The following is a 19,212-nucleotide window of genomic DNA, read 5'->3' on the forward strand; positions in this document are numbered from 1 at the left end:
ACTCCCTTGCCGCACTTTTTTTTAACAAAAAAGAAGGTGTGTAATGGGGAGAAAGTATATTGAAGGAAGTATGCCTGCTGTTATTCACAGAGGGCGGGAAAGGATGAATGGAAAGGCCCCGGGACGGGGCGAAAAGAACAAAAATTACTTATAAAAACGGTAGTATGAATAATTTCTTACGAGCGCAATTAAGACACTTTCAGAACAACTCTATCAAGCCGTTGAAATGGTCTTATTTAAGCATGGTATGCGGGCTGATGCTTGTAGCGTCGCTGGCAGCGCCTGTGCGTGGTCTTGCAGCTATAGGTTTCTCGGGCGGTAACATCACGCCTACGCCGCAGCTTGTGTGCAGTGGCAGTGTGGGTTCCTTCACCTTCACGCCTACTACCTGCTCGCTTCCTGTAGGCGCCGACTGGACCGCTGACTATGCCATCGACTCGTTCGACTTCGTTACGCTCAACTGGCTCACACCTGCGTTCGGTACTGTTTCCGGCTCTATCTCGGCAGCCTCGCCTACTGTGGTCTATACTACCGATGTGCTCATTTCTTCTGCATGTTACCAGCTTCGTTACCGTGTAAGGCTTACCAATATCACACAGCCTTGTATACCGGGTACTACCGCGTTCAACTCTGGCGATGCCGTGCTTAATGTATGCCCTGCGGCCGATCCTATCACAGGCCCATCGGCTGTCTGCGTCAACGGTACCATCACACTTGCTACTACCTCTACAGGCGGCGCCTGGAGCAGCTCTGCATCGGGTATCGCATCGGTAGGTACCGATGGGGTTGTTACTGGTCATGTTGCCGGTACTGCAGACATCATATACACACTGCCCGGTGGCTGTACTGCCATACACCCCGTTACTGTCAATGCCAATCCTACTGCCGTTACAGGCCCTACTGTGGCCTGTCAGGGTACCACTGCTACTTACACGCTGGCGGGTGGCCCTGTACCGGGCACATGGAGCAGCACAGACCCCACGGTAGGTACCATAGACGTAGCTACGGGGGTATACACTGCATCGGCCACCAACTCAGGCCTCAGCACCATCACCTTCACCAATGCAAGCGGTTGTACTTCATCTCTTGCCATCACCATCAATCCTTTTCCCAATGCCATAGGCTGTAATACCGCCATGTGCTTTGGCGACAGCATAAATCTTTGCAGCACCACACCGGGTGGTGTATGGACCAGTGGCGATCCTTCCGTTATCACTATGGTCGATCCTGCTACAGGCCGCATCACACCTACATCACCTACAGCAGGCACTGCCACTGTATCTTATACGGTAGGCGGCTGTTCTGTTACCACCATTGCTACCGCTACGGCTGCGCCCAGTTCCATTGTAGGGCCCACAGTAGTTTGCGAGGGCGCCACCATCACGCTTACCGGCAACCCCGGCGGCGGTACATGGAGCACCACTACACCTGCTATATTCTCTGTGAACCCCGGTACGGGCGATGTGCTGGCACTGGCTGGCAGTGGCGGCAGTACCGGCACCGTTGTGTATCACCTCGGTACCTGTACGCTCTCAGCAACAGTATCTGTCAATGTATCGCCTACTCCTATAATAGGTGGCCCGCAGCTTTGCGTAGGCCAGACGGTCACTTTCACCAGTACTCCTGCCGGTGGCTTCTGGACCCGTACACCCATAGTTGGTACGCTCAACATCACTACAGGTGTGTTCACGCCGCCATCTACGGTAGGCACGGTCACCATATCTTATACGCTGCCCGGTACCGGCTGCCGCACTACCAAGGTGGTGACCGTAGGTGTAGCCCCCGATACCATTACCGGCCCCACCATCGTTTGCCAGAATTCCAGCATCACTATGTGTAATGCTACCTTCGGTGGCGACTGGGGTACTATAACAGGTGGTACAGGTACCGCCACTGTGAACCCCGTGTCTGCGGGATGTACCAGTGTCACAGGTACAGCACCAGGTACCGTTATAGTTACATATGCGCTCAGCGCCACGGGTTGTTCTACCTCCAAGGTCATTACCGTGGACCCCGCACCTACTGTGATAACGGGCCCTGACTATGTGTGCCAGGGGCAGACCTCCAATTACAGCAGCTCGCCGGGCCTGGGCCTGTGGACCATAGCGCCCACCACAGTAGCAACGGTAACACCGGCCACCGGTGTTGTGACCGGTGTTGCTACAGGTACGGCCACGCTCACTTATACATTGCCCAATGGCTGCTCGGTAAGCAGGGTAGTTACTGTGGCCACTACGCCCAGCACCATCACAGGTATACTGGCCATATGCGTAGGGCAGAGCACTACACTTACCAGTGCGCCTCCCGGCGGCACCTGGATGGGTACCGATACTTCTGTAGCCTTTGTAGATACACTACTGGGTACAGTTACAGGCCGTTCTCCGGGTGCTATAATAGTTACCCGCACGCTGCAGCCATCGGGTTGTAATACTACTACCGTAGTTACTGTCAATCCCCTGCCGCCTGCCATCACCGGTTCGCTGCAGGTATGCCAGTTCGAGTGTACTACGCTCTCTAACCCGATCCCGGGTGGTACATGGAGCAGCCTTATAACAGGCGTGGCCACCATAGGTTCATCTTCGGGTGTGGCCTGTGGTCACCTGCCGGGTACTACTACCATATCTTATACATTTACTTCTACAGGCTGTAGCCGCACGGCGGTATTCACCGTGAACCCGCAGCCGCTGGCCATAGACGGTACATTGAGCGTGTGCGTGGGTTCTACTACAGTGCTCACCAACTTCTCTCCCGGCGGCCCCGGCACATGGACCAGCGGCAACCCTGCTGTAGCCCCTGTTAACCCCACTACAGGTATGGTAACAGGCGTATCTGCAGGTACTGCCAATATCACTTATACACTGCCTACAGGCTGCGATACCTTTGCTACCGTAACGGTGAACCCGCTGCCGGCAGCTATAACAGCTACTAACGGTATACATACCTGCGTAGGATCGTGCAAGCCACTGTCCAACGCATCGCCGGGTGGTACATGGTCTTCACAAGATCCCAGCATAGCCACCGTGCATCCATCGCTTGGTACACTATGCGGTGTCAATGTAGGCACTACTTTTATCACATACACACTGCCTACAGGCTGTATCACTGTATCTATAGCTACGGTACAGCCTACACCGCCACTGCCCATAGGCACCGATAGCGTATGCGTAGGCAGTACGGTTACCTTCACGCATGATACAGCCGGTGGTACATGGAGCAGCGGCAACCTTGGCGTTGCTACAGTGTTCCTGGGTACAGGCGTTATCACAGGTGTGTCGCAGGGCACTGCCAATATCACTTATACCACTCCTATAGGTTGTACTACGTTCCGCACGCTCACAGTTAATCCTGTTCCGCCTGCCATCACAGGTACGCTCTATATGTGCGTTAACAATACAAGCACCCTCAGCAATAGTATGCCGGGTGGTACATGGGTAAGCGGCACTACATCTATTGCCGTGGTAGGGTCCAGTACCGGTGTGGTCACCGGTATCAGCGCAGGTACTACGCTTATCACATATGTGATGCCTACAGGTTGTATGGCCACCGCCGTAGTAACGGTATATCCGCTGCCTGTTATCACAGGTTCGGTGCTGGTATGCCCCGGCGTGGCGTCTACGCTCAATGCTACGCCTGCAGGCGGTCTGTGGACCAGCTCTCCCACTTCTATAGCCACCATCGGTTCGCTTACCGGTGTGGTGATGGGTGTTAATCCCGGTACGGTAAATATCACTTACATACTTGCCAGCACCTGCCAGGCGCATGTTACGGCCACTGTACAGCCGCTGCCTGCGGTCATCACCGGCCCCGACCAGGTGTGCGTTGGCTCCGATATACAACTGTTCAACTTCACCGGTGGTGGTGGTACATGGAGCAGCAGCAACCCTGCCATAGGCTCTGTGGGCGTTACTTCGGGTATAGTAACAGGTGTGTCGGCCGGTGTGGTCAGCATAACTTTCACTGCTACTACTACAGGTTGCGTCATCAGCAAGCTTGTAACGGTCAATCCGTTGCCATCTGCCATCACCGGGCCATCATCGGTCTGCGTAGGCTCTACCATTACATTGGGTAGTACACCTCCCGGTGGTACATGGAGCGTTTCGGGTGGTCATACCTCTATTGTTTCCGGTACGGGCGTTCTTACAGGTGTATCTGCCGGTGTGGACAATATAACTTATACATTGCCCACAGGCTGTATAGCGGTACGCTCTGTTACTGTCGATCCGCTGCCGGCGGCCATAGCAGGCTCACTGCATGTATGCTTTGGCAATACGGCTACTATATATAGCGGCCCTGCGGGCGGTACCTGGACATGGACGAATGCTACAGGTGTCATCAACCTCACACCACTTGTAGCCGGTTCCGATACTGCTACCATCACGGGTATCACACCGGGTACTGCTACTGTTACCTATACACTGCCTTCGGGTTGCGAGGTAACTACTACTGTTACTGTAGACTCTCTGCCCGGCCCCATCACCGGCCTGCTGAACATATGCGTGAACGATACCACCACGCTGCACAGCTCATCGCCTGGCGGTACATGGAGCAGCGATAATGTGTTCATAGCAGTTATCAACGGGACATCGCCCACTACTGGTCTGCTGGCCTCTGTATCGGCAGGTACTGTTACCATCACTTATACACTGCCTACGGGTTGCTTCATCACAGCCGTTATGACCATCAACCCCATACCGCAGCCTATATTGGGCCCGCTGGCTATCTGTAAGGATGATGTGGTAACACTCTCTAACGTCACTACCGGCGGTATGTGGACAAGCGGTAACGGCGCCGTAGCTACCATAGGCTCTGCCTCGGGTACTGTTACAGGTATAGCTCCGGGTACCAGCGTCATCACATATACGCTGCCTTCAAGCTGCTCGCGTACTGCGGTGCTTACGGTCAATCCGCTGCCGCTGCCCATCACAGGGCCGCTCAGCATTTGCCGTGGCGATACCGTTGTACTTACAAGTGCTACCCCCGGTGGTACATGGAGCAGCGGTAATCCCGATACAGCCTTCATCTTCATGCCTTCCGGCATCATGATAGGTATATCGCCCGGCCCTGCCACCATTACCTATACATTGCCTACTGGCTGTAAGGCCACAACGCTCGTCACTGTCAACCCCATACCTACTGCGTTCAACATAGCAGGCAGCAGGGTAGTATGCCAGGGCCAGTCGGCTACGCTCAGCCATCCCACTATGCCGGGTGGTACATGGAGCGCTACGCCCACCACTGTGGTCACTATAAATGCTACTACGGGTACCTATACAGGTATATCGGGCTTCGGTACGGCTACCATCAGGTATGTAATGCCTACCGGCTGCGATACCTTTATTACAGTTACTGTCAACCCGCTGCCTGCTGCTATAACAGGTGTACTGGCGGTATGCGTGGGTAATACATCCCTGCTTTCCAGCACTACCCCCGGTGGTACATGGAGCAGCAGCAGCCCCGGTGTTGGCACTATCGATCCTAATACAGGTCTGTTCACAGCAATAGCGCCTACCAATACGCTTATCACATACAGGCTCACTGCCACAGGTTGTGCCGTAACGGCCGTAGCTACTGTTAACCCACTGCCGGGTACTATCACAGGCCCTGCGTCTATGTGTCTCGATGATACTGTTGTTATCGGCAGCACGCCTACTGGTGGCTCATGGAGCTTCTCTCCATCGGGCATACTCAATGTCATAGCCATACCGCCTAGCTTCGGTACTGCTTCTGTAGTAGGTGTCAGCCCAGGTACTGCTACCATTACATATACATTGCCTACAGGTTGTTTCCGTACATCTACCTTCACGGTAGACTCTTTGCCAAACCCCATAGTAGGCCCCGATACGGTGTGCGTAGGTTCTACCATCATACTGGCCAGCACGCCATCAGGCAGCAGTGGCTCGGGTACATGGTCGTTCACCAGTACTCCGGGTGGTGTTATATCCATCGCACCGTTCGCTTCGCACCCTGACTCTGCTACCATCACAGGTATACTGCCCGATACAGCCCTCGTTACCTTCACCAATGGTCATGGCTGTACGGCCGGCCATACGGTGTATGTGCGTCCGCTGCCTGCAGGTATCACCGGTCCTACCAACGTATGTGTGGGTTTCACCATTACCCAGGCCAGCGCTACTGGTGGCGGCAAATGGAGCATCAGCGATACCACCATACTCACAGTAGTAGCCTCTATCGATTCTGTTACCGGTGTGGTCACTGCTATATCTCCGGGTACGGCTATGGTCACATATAAGCTGCCTACCAGTTGCTATGTCACACGCATCATTACGGTGAACCCAGTGCCCGATGTATCTATAGTTTCTTATCCAAGCCTGGTATGTAAGTACGCAAGTGTAACGGTAAATGCTACGGGTGCAGGTACAGGGGGCAACTATACATGGACACCGCCTACAGGCCTGTCGGCCACCACGGGTGCTACAGTAGTTGCCAGTCCCACCATTACCACCACTTATACAGTAACGGGTACTACGGCCGCAGGCTGTTCGGATACCGCAGTGGTAACGGTATGGATAGATTCACTGCTGAACGATATCACCATTACCGGCCAGGACTCTATATGTATGGGCGATTGCACTACCCTTATAGCTAAGGGCCGTGAAAGCACTTACTTCGAATGGAGGCCGTCCACAGGTCTGTCATGTACTATATGCGATACCGTTACGGCATGCCCCACTACTACCACGGTATACAATGCCCTGGCCATAGACTCGCTGGGTTGCCGCGACTCGCTCTTCTTTACAGTGCGTGTGCTGCCGCTGCCGCTCATGACGGTATCGCCGAACCCCGTTATAGTATGTAACGGCAGGTCCACACAGGTGAATATCACAGATGCATCAGGTACTGCAGGTACTACATTCGAGTGGTTCCCCAATGCATTCCTCTCTTGTGTTGTTTGTCCAGACCCCGTTATATCCGCTACCTCTAACCTTGTATACAGGGTGATAGGTGTTACGCCGTTCGGCTGCCGCGACTCTATAAGGATACCGGTGACCGTACTGGATAGCGCGTTCAACAGCATCAACAAGGATACCGTTATATGCGAGGGTGCAAGCGCACAACTGTACGCCATCAGCTACAATCCCGATGGTTCAAGGTCCGATTTCCGCTGGTCGCCCACTACCAACATGAGCGATCCTACCATATCGAACCCAGTGGTGACACCTATAGCTACCACTACATATAGTGTTGCCATCACGCCTAACGTATGCTTCCCCGATACGCTCTACACTACCGTTGTTGTAGTGCCCGCGCCGGAGATCAGCATTACGCCTAAGAGCTCAACGGTGGCACCGGGTACGCCTGTTACGCTTACGGCCAGCATAGATAACCAGGTGGTCGTTAGTTCTTTCGCCTGGACCGACCCAGCTACACTGTCGTGCTACGAATGTTTCCGTACCGTGGCCACGCCTAGCGTTACCACTACCTATACGTTCACTGCTACATCGGTATATGGTTGTACCAGCTCTGCTACGGCTGTTGTGAATGTTGGTTGTGAAAGCAGCCAGATATATATACCCAACTCCTTCACCCCGAACGGAGATGGTATGAACGACCGCTTCTATGTACAGGGCAAGGGTATAGGCAAGGTCACCAAGTTCCTCATCTATGGTCGCTGGGGCCAGCTTGTATACGAGGGCTACAACCTGGATGTGAACGATGCCTCAAGAGGCTGGGATGGCCAGTACAAAGATGTGATGATGCCTCCGGGTGTGTACTACTATGTGGTAGAAGCTACATGTAGCCTCAATGGTACCCTGTTCACATACCAGGGCGATGTGACGATAGTAAAATAATTATTGAGTTAATTCGATAAAAGGATAGAAATGAAGCGTTATTTAAAGGTCTTATCTGCAGGTGTTCTCGTTGGTCTCGGCCTTACTGCGCGTGCGCAGAACGATATCCACTATTCGCAGTTCTATGAGAATGCGCTCTTACGCAACCCTGCGCTCACGGGTATCTTCACCGGCGACTACAAGCTCGGTTTCGATTACCGCAGCCAGTGGGCCCAGGTATCAAAACCGTACTCTACGGTAATGCTGTCTGGCGAAACGCGCATACTCGTGAACCGCGAGCTGTACGATTACCTCAGTTTCGGCCTTGCCATAGACCATGATAAAGCAGGTTCTATAGATTTCGCTACCACGCGCGTCTATCCGGCTATCAGCTACAACAAGTCGCTGGAGGATAAGTATTATTCTTATCTCTCGGTAGGACTTACCTGTGGCTATGTAGGTACTTCTCTGAACCAGTCGCGTATGACCACCGCCAACCAGTATGTGGGCGGTGAGTTCAACTCGGGCAATTCTACCGGCGAAAGCGTATCTTACCGCAGGCAGAGCGATTATGACCTGGGTGCAGGTGTGAGCCTCAACAGCTCGCTCGATCAGAACGGGGCGTTCAACTACTACCTCGGTGCCAGCGTTTACCACATCAATACTCCCTCGCAAGACCTTGCTGCTACAGAACCCGTGAACCTGAATATGAAATGGCAGTTCAATGCCGGTTTCCACTCTTCGTTCAGCGAGCAGTTCGGTGTCACTGTTCATAGCAATGTAAGCTACCAGGCGCCCAGTACAGAGTATGTGTTCGGCGGCTTCCTCACATGGCGCAGTGTGCCGGTGGGCCTGCCCAGCGTGTTCGCGCTCAATTTCGGTGCCTTCTACCGCTATACCGATGGCCAGGGCGATGCCTTCATACCTATGGTGCGTGTCGATTACAAGGATGTATCTGTAGGCTTCACGCATGATGCCACAAGGTCGGCCCTGGCATCGTCCATACCGGGTACCAGCGCCACCGAGCTTACGCTCTACATCCGTGGCAACTACCTGCACAACAAGAACCCCCGCGATCCTGTATTCTGTCCCCGTTTCGAAGACGTGAACAACTACAACTTCAGGTAACAGCTATTGCATACATACAACAAAACGGCCGTGGTACTCCACGGCCGTTTTGCTTTTTATCACAGGGCTCAGAAGGGTAGCCCTTCTTTTTCCCGTTGCTCCTTTATGAATTCGGTGTCAAAGGTGAGCTTTTTGCATACAGGCGCTTTGGCATCCATCATTCGCCAGAAGGGGGTTATCTGCTTCAATGGTTTGCCCTCATTGTATGCCTCCCATGCCGCCTCTGCCACTATGCGCAGAAATATACCTGCCGTCAGCGGGCATGTATATTCGGCATTATGCTCGGCCGCCAGGTCTTTGCGCATCTGCAGTATGCCGGTGTGCGTGCCGCGTGGTATGTTGCGCACATATGCATCCACTATGGCAGGTGTGGCCACCAGCATGGTAGCCCCCTCGGGTATATCGGCAAATTTCTTTTCCAGCCGTTCCACCTTCGGGCCGTCGCCGGCCGCCAGCTTCTCTTTCCAGGTCTTGCGTTTATATGCCATATAGTGTGTGTTTATTTTTCTCCTTCTACAAAGTACATGTTCATCTCGCCCTTGTTGCGTGCGTTTATCATGCCCCTGTGTGTGCAGCGGAACCGCTCCCGTATGAGTACATAAGTGGCCTCTGATACATTGATGCGCCCCGGTTCGCTGCTCGATTCCATACGGGCCGCCGTATTCACGGTATCGCCCCATATATCGTAGGCGAATTTCTTTATGCCCACTATGCCAGCTACCACACTGCCGCTGTGTATGCCTATCCGTATCCGGAAACTGTTTTGCGGCATCATTTCCCTGCGGGCCTTCATAAAGGCCAGTATCTCCAAGGCCGCCTTTGTCACCTTCGCAGCATGATCGGGGTCGGGTAGGGGCAGGCCGCTCACTGCCAGGTAGGCATCGCCTATGGTCTTTATCTTCTCTATCCCGTATTTCGATATGATCTCGTCAAAGGTGCGGAAGCATACATGCAGCTCATCTACCAGTTCTTGCGGGCTCATGCGCTCGCCTGCCTGGGTAAAGTTCACAAAGTCGGTGAACATCACACTCACGTTGTTGAACAGTCTTGCATCCGAATGCCCCGTCTGTTTCAGTTCTTCGGCTATCTCGCCCGGCAGTATGTTCAGCAGCAGGTCGTCCGATCTTTGTTTCTCTGTCTTCAGCTCATCGTTCCGCCTTTCCAGTTGTTGCTTCTGGGCCACTACCTCGGCGGTGCGGGTCGTCACTTCGTGCTCCAGTTCCTCCTTGCGGCTCTCTATCAGCCTGGTTCTTTCCAGCTCCTGTGCTATCGTCTTGTCCGATAGCTCTTTTACCTGCTGCAGGTTGTTCTTCAGTTGCTTGTTGATGTAGGCAAAGTTCCATGCCAGGAACAGCGACATAGATACCGGCAGGGCCATGAACGACAATGCCGCCAGCCCCAGGAATACGGCAGCTCCTACCGAGTTCTCTTCGTCGAAGGTGAGCCCCTGGTTGGCAGCTATGTATATGAGGGTGCAGAAAAGGAATATGGCGAACATCAGTACACCCACACCTATTATCCGTGCGCCTCTCACCTTGCGCACTATGGCTTTTATTATCAGCACTATGGTCTCCAGCAGCACCAGCACTACCAGCGCATACAGCCCTATGCTGCCCAGGTTCTTATAGTCTTTCGATAGCCATATGGCCAATGGGAAAACAAGGCATTGTACCGATATGATGGTGAAGCGCAGTCTTTTCTTGCTGAAAAGCTCATTCACAAAGCCGCTCAGCGAAAAGCATATGAGCGATATGATGGTAGGTATGCTATAGTAGCTCGAAAGCTCTATGGCAGGGCTGGCCGTGCCCGAGGTCAGCCATGCAGTATAGAACAGCAAGGCGAAACCCATGCAGAAAAGGCTGAAGAACAGGTTCGACCGTATGCCCCTGTTATACAGGTACAGAAATAGGTGCGATGTAGATAGCGCTATGAAAATGCCGAACATCAGTATGAAGATGAACGTATTGCTCACTAGCTTGTTATTGGCCACACTCGTAAAATGCTGCGCCGTCATTATGGCTATGTCAAAGCCCACCGCGCTCGAATTGTAGGTGCGGTAGTTCTTGTCCGCATCATAGTTAGCGTACCGCACTGCCAGCACATGGTGCGCCGCTCTCGTCAGCACAAAGTATGCAGGGTCGGTAAAGGGGTTCACATACCTGCTGCTGTCTCGTCCATTTATCTTGCCATAAGTGCGTATCCGCTCCCCGTCCAGGTACACCTCCGATGCACCCATATGTGTCAGTGTCATGGCCAGCGGCACATTCACCATGCTGCTGTCGGCCACAAAATGCAGCCTGAACCAGCCTATCGTATAGTTGCGGTAGTAAGGCACGTTATGTACCATGCTGTCCATGTCGGTGTTCACCGTCTGCCATCGGCTATCGTCAAAGGCAGTGTCTGCCCATCTGCGCTCATCGCCGGGGCTGTATAGCCACTCTTTCCCCAGTACATTGCTGCTTATGATGCGCTCCTCCAGTTGCAATACCTTATACCGTCCTGTGTCGGGCTGCGGTAGCGCAGCCAGTGGCATTAGTAGAAGCAGTATGGTGATAAGCCTTCTCATAGCGCCGGTATGACCATAAGTTAAAGGTAATGATCGTTGCGGGAATGATAAAACATCGCACACAAAGTTCATTTGCAAATATATCGGCTAAGTACGCAGATATGTTACTGCCTGGGGAATATGCATAGTTCTATACCTAGAATATCTCAACGGTATTGTTTGTGGCAGACAGGAATTATTTATCCCGCAGCGCCCTGGGTTTCCACCCAAGGTCGGTAAATAGCTTGCGGCGCAGCAGAAAGTAGTCCCACACTATGCTGCGGCGGTATATGCCCTCTTCGTTGCGTGTGGTTATCAGTTTTTTGTTCTCGCGCCTGCGGCCCAGCCATTTGCCTATATCGCGGTAGCAGTGGAAATGCGCCTTCACGATGATGAGCATCTCTTTTATATCGCCCTTCAGCAGCAGGCGCAGCCCGGCCACACCATCCAGCACCAGCCTCATGGGGAAGAGCCACACCAGTTTGCTGCTTTTCTCGTTCTTCAGCAGCAGTATCAGGTTGTTCCTGAAGTTGTAATACAGCTTTTGCGGGCTGCCATAGCTTATCACGCTGCCGCCCACATGGTACACCGTCGATGAGCCCACATACCCTATCTTATATCCTGCGTTCTTCAGCCGCCAGCACAGGTCCACCTCTTCCATGTGCGCATATAGCTCATTGTCCAGACCGCCTACCTTGTGGTACAGGTCGGCCCGCACCATAAAGCACCCGCCCGATGCCCAGAACACCTCTATATCATCATCGTACTGGTTGTGGTCCTTCTCTATATCGAAGAAGATGCGCCCTCGGCAGAAGAGGTAGCCATATTTATCCATAAAGCCCCCGCCCGCACCTGCGTATTCAAATTTATCGCGCTCGCGGTAGTAGCGTATCTTGGGCTGGCAGGCGGCCAGCATAGGTTGTGCCTCCATGGCCGCTCTCAGTGGTGGGAACCATCCATGCGTCACCTCGAAGTCGGCGCTCAGCAGTATATAGTATTTGGCCTCTATCTGTTTCAGGGCCTCGTAGTAGCCATTGGCAAAGCCATGGTTCACCTCTATGCGCAGCGTCTTTACCGTAGGAAAATTGGTCTGCACATACTGCAGCGTATCGTCGGTCGATGCGTTGTCGGCCACTATCACGTCATAGCCGGTGTGGGCCTCGGCCACAATAAGGGGTAAGAAAAGCTCATGCCACTTGGCGCCGTTGTAGCTTAGTATCACAACGGCTGTGTCATGCTGGCACGAGATCATGAGCTTATATAAGGTAAAAAGAAGGGTTTATTTATACTTCGGATCGTACAGTGTGTTGTCCGGCACTTTTACGTCCGCATTCTTCTGGTATTTGTGCTCCCACAGGTTGTAGCAGCCCGACCACGCGAATATGAAAAAGCCGAAGAACGACAACAGGAACAAAAAGCGCGATTTGGAAGGCTTGTTCAGCTCTATATCGTGTGGGTTGTCTATCTCTGTGCCGTTGTGGTCTTGATGATGTGTATTCATTGGAATATGAAAAGTTACTCTCGCAAAAATAATAGTAATTCCCTAAAGATCATAATATTTTTACAGTACACCCGTTAAGGGGTCGTGACCACTCTGATGCGCCAATATCTCAACTGGAAAACATATCTCGCCATTGTGGCGCTGCTCATTGTGGCCGCCTCTCTTTACTATACCGACCGGCTTGCCGCACAGCTGGCCATAGAGGAAAAAAAGAAGGTGGAAGAAGTGGCCGATGCCCTGAAGATACTCAGCGACCCCAGCAATACCAAAGACCTGGAGACCGCCGTGGCCATCAATACCATGGCGCAGAACAAGACCATTCCCCTCATAATAGCCGATGAAAAGGGCCGCATAAAGGATAAGATAAATATCGATAGCAGCCGTGCCCTGGGCCGCAGCAACTATGCCGAGCTGCAACTGCAGAAATATCGGTCCCAGCACGCCCCCATCAAGGTTGATTATGGTACCGGTATCGATTATGTATACTATGGCGAATCCTTCCTGCTCACCCAGCTTCGCTACTTTCCCTATGTGCAACTGGCCATCATAGTGCTCTTCCTGGTAGTGGTGCTGCTGGCCCTCAATGCTGCCCACCGCAGCCTGCAGAACCAAGTGTGGGTGGGCCTGTCAAAAGAAACGGCCCACCAGATGGGCACACCCCTCAGCTCTATGGAGGGCTGGCTGGAGCTGCTGCGCGACGACCACAACAATATCGATGCCATTGCCGAGATGCAGAACGACCTGGACCGCCTGAAGCTCGTGGCCGATCGCTTTGGCAAGGTAGGCAGCGCGCCCAACCTGGAGGAGGAGAACCTCATAACCCGCCTGCACAATATGGTGGCCTATATGCAGAAACGCAGCCCGCAGAAGGTGCGCATAGCCCTGCATACTAGGGAAGATGATGTGCGTGTCAATATCAGTGGCCCCCTGTTCGACTGGGTAATGGAGAACCTCATCCGCAATGCACTCGATGCCCTCGCCGGCCAGGGCAATATCGATATCACCGTCACCAATACGCCCCAGCAGGTATGGGTCGATGTTCAGGATACCGGCAAAGGCATACCTGCCCACCAGGTAAAGAAAGTCTTCACGCCCGGTTTCACCACTAAGAAGAGGGGCTGGGGCCTTGGCCTCTCCCTTGCCCGCCGCATCATCACCATTTACCACCACGGGTCCATCTTCGTCAAGAATAGCGAGGTAGGTAAAGGCACCACATTCCGCATCATCCTCAGGCGGTAATTATGAACTATGAGTTATGAAGTATGAATTATGAAGTTTACATATTGTTAGGATATGAAGCAAGATGTTGTAAAAGAGAAGAGTTTTTCATTTGCAGTTAAAGTGGTGAACCTGTACAAGTTCTTGGCAGCAGAGCAGAAGGAATATGTGATCAGCAGGCAACTTTTGCGGTCAGGTACCTCCATAGGTGCCAATGTCCGCGAAGCACGAAATGCTGAAAGTAAACCCGATTTTATTCATAAACTGGCAATAGCTCAGAAAGAATGTGACGAAACATTGTATTGGCTAGACCTTCTTAAAGAGACGAACTACATAGATATCAGCACACACAATAGCTTTTCTAGCGATGCGAATGAACTTCTACGCATTTTAAAAAGCATTATCCTCTCCACAAAGAAGGGCCTGTGACCAACTCTCTGATCATTGTCATATGCAATGGTTCGTACTTCATACCTCAAATTTTATCTTTCATAGTTCATACTTCATAACTCATACTTCATAATTCATAATTCCTACTTTAAACTTCATTAATTTTGCCGTCTAATCTCGAACTAAATGCAGAAGATACATGCTGCTATAACAGCAGTGGGCGGATATGTACCCGAATACAGGCTCACCAATGCCGAGCTGGAAACGATGATGGATACATCGGATGAATGGATACAGACCCGCACAGGTATAAAAGAGCGCCGTATACTGAAAGGAGAAGGAAAGGGTGCCAGCGATATGGCCGTAGAAGCAGTAAAAGTGCTGCTGGCCAAGCGAAATATAGACCCGAAGGAGATAGAGATGGTGATATGCGCCACCACTACCCCCGATATGCAGTTCCCCGCCACGGCAAATGTGATATGCGATAAGGCCGGCCTGACCAACGCCTGGGGCTATGACCTCAATGCGGCCTGCAGTGGCTTCATATTCGCCCTTACTGTGGGTTCGCAGTTCATAGAAACAGGCAGGCACAAGAAAGTGATAGTGGTAGGGGTGGATAAAATGAGCTCTATCATGAACTATGAGGACCGTACCACATCCATCATCTTTGGTGATGGTGGCGGGGCCGTGCTGCTGGAGCCCGATACCGATGGGTATGGTATCATAGACTCCATACTGCGTACCGATGGCGCCGGCCGCGTGTTCCTGCACCAGAAGGCCGGCGGCTCTGTAAAGCCCGCCACGGTAGAGACGGTAATGAACAAGGAGCATTATGTATACCAGGAGGGCCAGGCGGTATTCAAATTCGCGGTGAAGAACATGGCCGATGTGGCCGCCGATATAATGGAACGCAATGGCCTCACGGCCGAGAACGTGGCATGGCTGGTACCCCACCAGGCCAATAAGCGCATCATTACCGCTACGGCAGAGCGCATGCAGCTGCCACCCGAAAAAGTGATGGTGAACATAGAGCGCTATGGCAATACCACCAATGGTACCCTGCCGCTGTGCCTGTGGGAGTGGGAGTCGCGCCTGCGCAAGGGCGACAATATAGTGCTTGCGGCCTTCGGTGGCGGTTTCACATGGGGCTCTACCTATATACGCTGGGCATATGACGGCCAGTGATATGTGCTGTAAATAAATGCGTGCTCATGTAGTGGGTAGTTGCGCAAAATGTGATCTTTTACTACATTTGCACACCAAGGTCGGATGGCCGAGTGGCTAGGCTCAGCTCTGCAAAAGCTGCTACAGCGGTTCGAATCCGCTTTCGACCTCACTTAGAAAATGCAATGGGCTGTAAGTCGATCACTTACAGCCCATTCTTTTTGTCGGTGGTACAGATACGGTTGCTGTGCCTGCACAAGGTACGGGCGTTGTAAACGCCTTGCCGTGGCATCCAGTTACAAACGGGGACGAGTGGGGTATTGGAGGGGTCCGGTTTTCTTTCTTACAGCAATTATTTGTATGTATGCTCAATTATTCGTATCTTAAAAGAAACGGGTTATGAGTAAAGTATGTTATAGCTGTGGGGTTCCCTTAAAGAAGAATGTAAATAGGTCTAAAGAGCATGTTCCAGCAAAAAACCTATTCGATGGTTTTGAAAAACCTTTAACGAAGAATATAGTAACAGTTCCCGCATGTACTACATGCAATGGCGGATATTCCCATATAGACCAAAATTTGCGAGACCTACTGGCTATTAAAAATAATGACCCGAATAGTAAGGTAGAATTTACTCGTAAAGGCGCAACGTCTATAGTTGTTCATTCAGATTGGAAAGAGCGGGTAACTATGGACAATGCCGGGAATGTTACTGCTGTATCTTTTGGAGAAAGAGACCTTTGGCTGTATCACATAAAGAACTTTAAAGCCCTATTTTTTGATAAATACGGAACGCCTATTCCGGGCGATTTTCAAATTGATGCCATCACGAAATATAGCGAAGAACACGCAGGCATGTTCTATACCTTTTTCAATCACGCTCCGGACATTGCAGAATGGCAAGTATCGGGGCATGAAGATGTCTTTAAGTACATTTTGCACGAAGTCAGTTTGTCGCAACATGGCGGCATTAGCTCATTGGTGGGTTTGTTCGTTTACCACGGCGATATAAGAGTGCTTGTAATTGCGTGCAGAAACGCAGATATAGCGGCAATGAATAGCCATTATAGACACTAACATTACGATAAAGTGCCTGCTATAGTATGTTCAGCACCTGTTCCTTGGCTTTTTCCAGCTCGTCCTTCATGTTTATCACTATCTGCTGTATCTCGGCATGGTTCGCTTTCGATCCCAGGGTATTTATCTCCCGGCCTATCTCCTGCAGCACAAAGTTCAGTTTCCGGCCTATGGCCGTATCGTTCTCCTTTATTATGCTGTGAAAATAGGTACAGTGCTGGCGCAGGCGCATCTTCTCTTCCGATAGGTCCATACGCTCCAGGTAGTATATCATTTCCTGCTCCATGCGGTTGGCATCTATCTTTTCCTTGCCTACCATTTCCTCCATCCACTGGTTTATGCGGGTGCGTACGCGCTCTATGCGTTCGCCTTCCAGCGGCGTCACTTTTTCATGTAGCGTTTCTATATTGGTTATTCGCAGGCTTATGTCGCGCAGCAGGGCCTCGCCCTCGTGCAGGCGGTGTGCCATCAGGTCTTCGGCCGCGCTTACTATCACTGCGCGTACATGTTGCCAGTCTGTCTCGGGCAGTACGTCCTGGTCTGCGGCCACTACCTCGGGCATACGCATCAGTGTCGATAGTACATTGTCCTCGGGTATGCCTATCTGCTGCGCTATCTGTTTCATACCCTGGTAGTAGAACAGGGCCAGGTCGGTATTCACCACCATCGGTTTCGATGCTCCCTCCTGCTTCACCGATACTGTCAGGTCTACCGTGCCGCGTATCAGCAGGTTGGCCAGCAGCGATCGTATGTCCAGCTCATAGGAGCGCAGTATGGGCGGCAGCTTGGTGTTCAGGTCGAATTGCTTGCCGTTCAGCGCTTTCAGTTCCACCACTATCTGCCTGTGGTCAACGATCGTCTCGGCCCTTCCGAAGCCGGTCATAGAATACAGCATATGGGATATGATTATATCGGGAAACGCAAATGTCGTGCAAATGCATGCATGTAAAGGGGTTTTGTGCAAAAACTTTGTAAAAACATCTTAAAACCGCAAAAAGCTCCCTTATGGGGTCTATATTTAGTTATTTTTGCCCACATCCTTCTACGGCATGCGCATACTTCTCACCGCCATATTCCTTGTCCTGTCCATGGCCGCTATGGCCCAGTCGGGGCAGGTGCAGTACAGCATGTCCAAAGACACGCTCATACAGCGCCGCAAGGCTATAATGGAGGCCATAAACGAGACCGAGCGCCAGCTTGCCGCCATCAAAAGCGATAAGCAGGCCACTATGGGCCAGCTGCGCGCCCTGCAGAACAAGCTGGCCGACCGCCAGCGCCTCATAGGCAACATAAACCAGGAGCTGAACAATATAGACCACGACATAAGGGCATCATCCCGCGAGGTACAGACACTGAAGCAAAAGCTCGATCAGCTACAGATACGTTACGCACAGTCGCTGCGCTACTCGTACACCACGCGCAGCTCTTACGATATGCTCGCCTTCCTGTTCTCCTCGCGCGATTTCAACGATGCCGTACGCCGTATGAAATACCTGAAGAAGTTCAGGGATTTCCGCAAATACCAGGTAACGCAGATAGCGCAGACACAGACACAACTGAAGACCAAGATAGGCACCCTCAATGCCGTGAAGACCGAAAAAGACCAGCTACTGAACACCCAGGTGCAGCAGAAGCAGGTGCTGCAGCGCGAGACCGACCAGACCAACCAGGTGGTGCAGGACCTGAAGACCAAAGAGAGCAAGCTACTGGCGGATATAGAGAAGAACCGCAAGGTCACCGCCCGTATCAACAAAGCCATCAACGACCTCATAGAGCGCGAAATGGCCAAGGCCACCGCCGAGGCCCGCAAGACAGGTAAGGGTACCTCCATCAAGTCCTCATCGGGCGATGATGGCACTACCAGGCCCCCCACGGTCAACGACCCCACTACCACACGCACGCGCCCCCGCGAAAAGCCTGATGTAGAACTGTTGCTCACCCCCGAGGATGTAGAGCTGGCCGAGAACTTCGAGGGAAACCGCGGCCGCATGTACTGGCCTGTAGAGAAGGGCTACATCACCGACCACTATGGCAAGCACCCGCACCCGCTGGCGCCCAAGGTCATCATCAACAACGATGGTATAGACATACAGACCGACGAGAACGCCCGCGTGCGCTGTGTGTTCAAGGGTGTGGTATCTACCGTGTTCTCAGTGCCGGGCGGCAATGCCAAGATAGTGATGGTGAAGCACGGTAACTATTGCACCGTATACAATGGCCTGGCATCGGTATCGGTACGCGCCGGAGACGAGGTGAATGCCAAGCAGACCATAGGCACCGTAGCCATCAACGATGAGGGCCAGCCCGTTATCAACTTTCAGATATGGAAGGCCCAGGGCAAGGGCAATGCCACCCTCAACCCCGAGCTATGGATAGGTAAGGCACGCTAGTGCGGCGGCATT

General features: G+C 52.4%; 12 protein-coding genes and 1 tRNA gene. 8 read left to right on the plus strand and 5 right to left on the minus strand.

The genetic code is table 11. The features are described 5' to 3' along the window. Positions 1-164: 164 nt before the first annotated feature. Together ABD843_RS05475 and ABD843_RS05480 are read left to right on the plus strand one after the other, a co-directional pair. A complete protein-coding gene (locus tag ABD843_RS05475) occupies positions 165-7,811 on the plus strand; it encodes an Ig-like domain-containing protein (protein ID WP_345079713.1) in 7,647 nt (2,548 codons plus the stop codon). Between the two features lie 30 nt (positions 7,812-7,841). Continuing rightward, positions 7,842-8,918 (plus strand): PorP/SprF family type IX secretion system membrane protein, encoded by a 1,077-nt coding sequence (locus tag ABD843_RS05480; RefSeq protein WP_345079716.1) that lies wholly within the window; start codon positions 7,842-7,844, stop codon positions 8,916-8,918. Positions 8,919-8,986: 68 nt separating this feature from the next. On the opposite strand, the gene ABD843_RS05485 is transcribed toward ABD843_RS05480, so the two are convergent. The 4 genes from ABD843_RS05485 to ABD843_RS05500 all read right to left on the minus strand — a co-directional run bounded on the left by ABD843_RS05485 (position 8,987) and on the right by ABD843_RS05500 (position 12,964). Next, the gene (locus tag ABD843_RS05485; RefSeq protein WP_345079719.1) at positions 8,987-9,406 is read right to left on the minus strand and encodes a hypothetical protein; all 420 of its coding nucleotides are present in this window, start codon (positions 9,404-9,406) and stop codon (positions 8,987-8,989) included. Between the two features lie 11 nt (positions 9,407-9,417). Continuing rightward, positions 9,418-11,484 carry an adenylate/guanylate cyclase domain-containing protein gene (locus ABD843_RS05490; RefSeq protein WP_345079721.1) on the minus strand — a complete coding sequence of 689 codons (2,067 nt, stop codon included), beginning with the start codon at positions 11,482-11,484 and terminating at the stop codon, positions 9,418-9,420. Between the two features lie 175 nt (positions 11,485-11,659). Beyond that, positions 11,660-12,685 carry a glycosyltransferase family 2 protein gene (locus ABD843_RS05495; RefSeq protein ID WP_345079724.1) on the minus strand — a complete coding sequence of 342 codons (1,026 nt, stop codon included), beginning with the start codon at positions 12,683-12,685 and terminating at the stop codon, positions 11,660-11,662. A gap of 57 nt (positions 12,686-12,742) precedes the next feature. Continuing rightward, a complete protein-coding gene (locus tag ABD843_RS05500) occupies positions 12,743-12,964 on the minus strand; it encodes a hypothetical protein (protein ID WP_345079727.1) in 222 nt (73 codons plus the stop codon). Between the two features lie 135 nt (positions 12,965-13,099). On the opposite strand from ABD843_RS05500, the gene ABD843_RS05505 reads away from it, so the two are divergent. From ABD843_RS05505 to ABD843_RS05525, 5 genes are all read left to right on the plus strand, one after another. Beyond that, on the plus strand, positions 13,100-14,203 hold the full coding sequence (locus ABD843_RS05505) for a sensor histidine kinase (protein ID WP_345079730.1): 1,104 nt from the start codon (positions 13,100-13,102) through the stop codon (positions 14,201-14,203). Positions 14,204-14,257: 54 nt separating this feature from the next. Beyond that, on the plus strand, positions 14,258-14,611 hold the full coding sequence (locus ABD843_RS05510; protein ID WP_345079733.1) for a four helix bundle protein: 354 nt from the start codon (positions 14,258-14,260) through the stop codon (positions 14,609-14,611). Between the two features lie 147 nt (positions 14,612-14,758). Then, entirely contained in the window at positions 14,759-15,757 is a 999-nt protein-coding gene (locus tag ABD843_RS05515; RefSeq protein ID WP_345079736.1) for a beta-ketoacyl-ACP synthase III, read from the plus strand. A 78-nt stretch (positions 15,758-15,835) separates the two neighbouring features. After that, positions 15,836-15,906: transfer RNA gene (locus ABD843_RS05520), tRNA-Cys, on the plus strand. A 229-nt stretch (positions 15,907-16,135) separates the two neighbouring features. Beyond that, on the plus strand, positions 16,136-16,810 hold the full coding sequence (locus ABD843_RS05525) for a hypothetical protein (RefSeq protein ID WP_345079739.1): 675 nt from the start codon (positions 16,136-16,138) through the stop codon (positions 16,808-16,810). 19 nt (positions 16,811-16,829) lie between these two features. Here the strand turns inward: ABD843_RS05525 and ABD843_RS05530 are convergent, their stop codons facing one another. Beyond that, on the minus strand, positions 16,830-17,693 hold the full coding sequence (locus ABD843_RS05530; RefSeq protein WP_345079742.1) for a YicC/YloC family endoribonuclease: 864 nt from the start codon (positions 17,691-17,693) through the stop codon (positions 16,830-16,832). 166 nt (positions 17,694-17,859) lie between these two features. Between ABD843_RS05530 and ABD843_RS05535 the strand changes: the two genes are divergently transcribed. Next, on the plus strand, positions 17,860-19,200 hold the full coding sequence (locus tag ABD843_RS05535) for a murein hydrolase activator EnvC family protein (RefSeq protein WP_345079745.1): 1,341 nt from the start codon (positions 17,860-17,862) through the stop codon (positions 19,198-19,200). Positions 19,201-19,212 lie beyond the last annotated feature (12 nt).

It is taken from the genome of Nemorincola caseinilytica, assembly GCF_039540515.1.
Classification (GTDB): Bacteria; Bacteroidota; Bacteroidia; order Chitinophagales; family Chitinophagaceae; genus Nemorincola; species Nemorincola caseinilytica.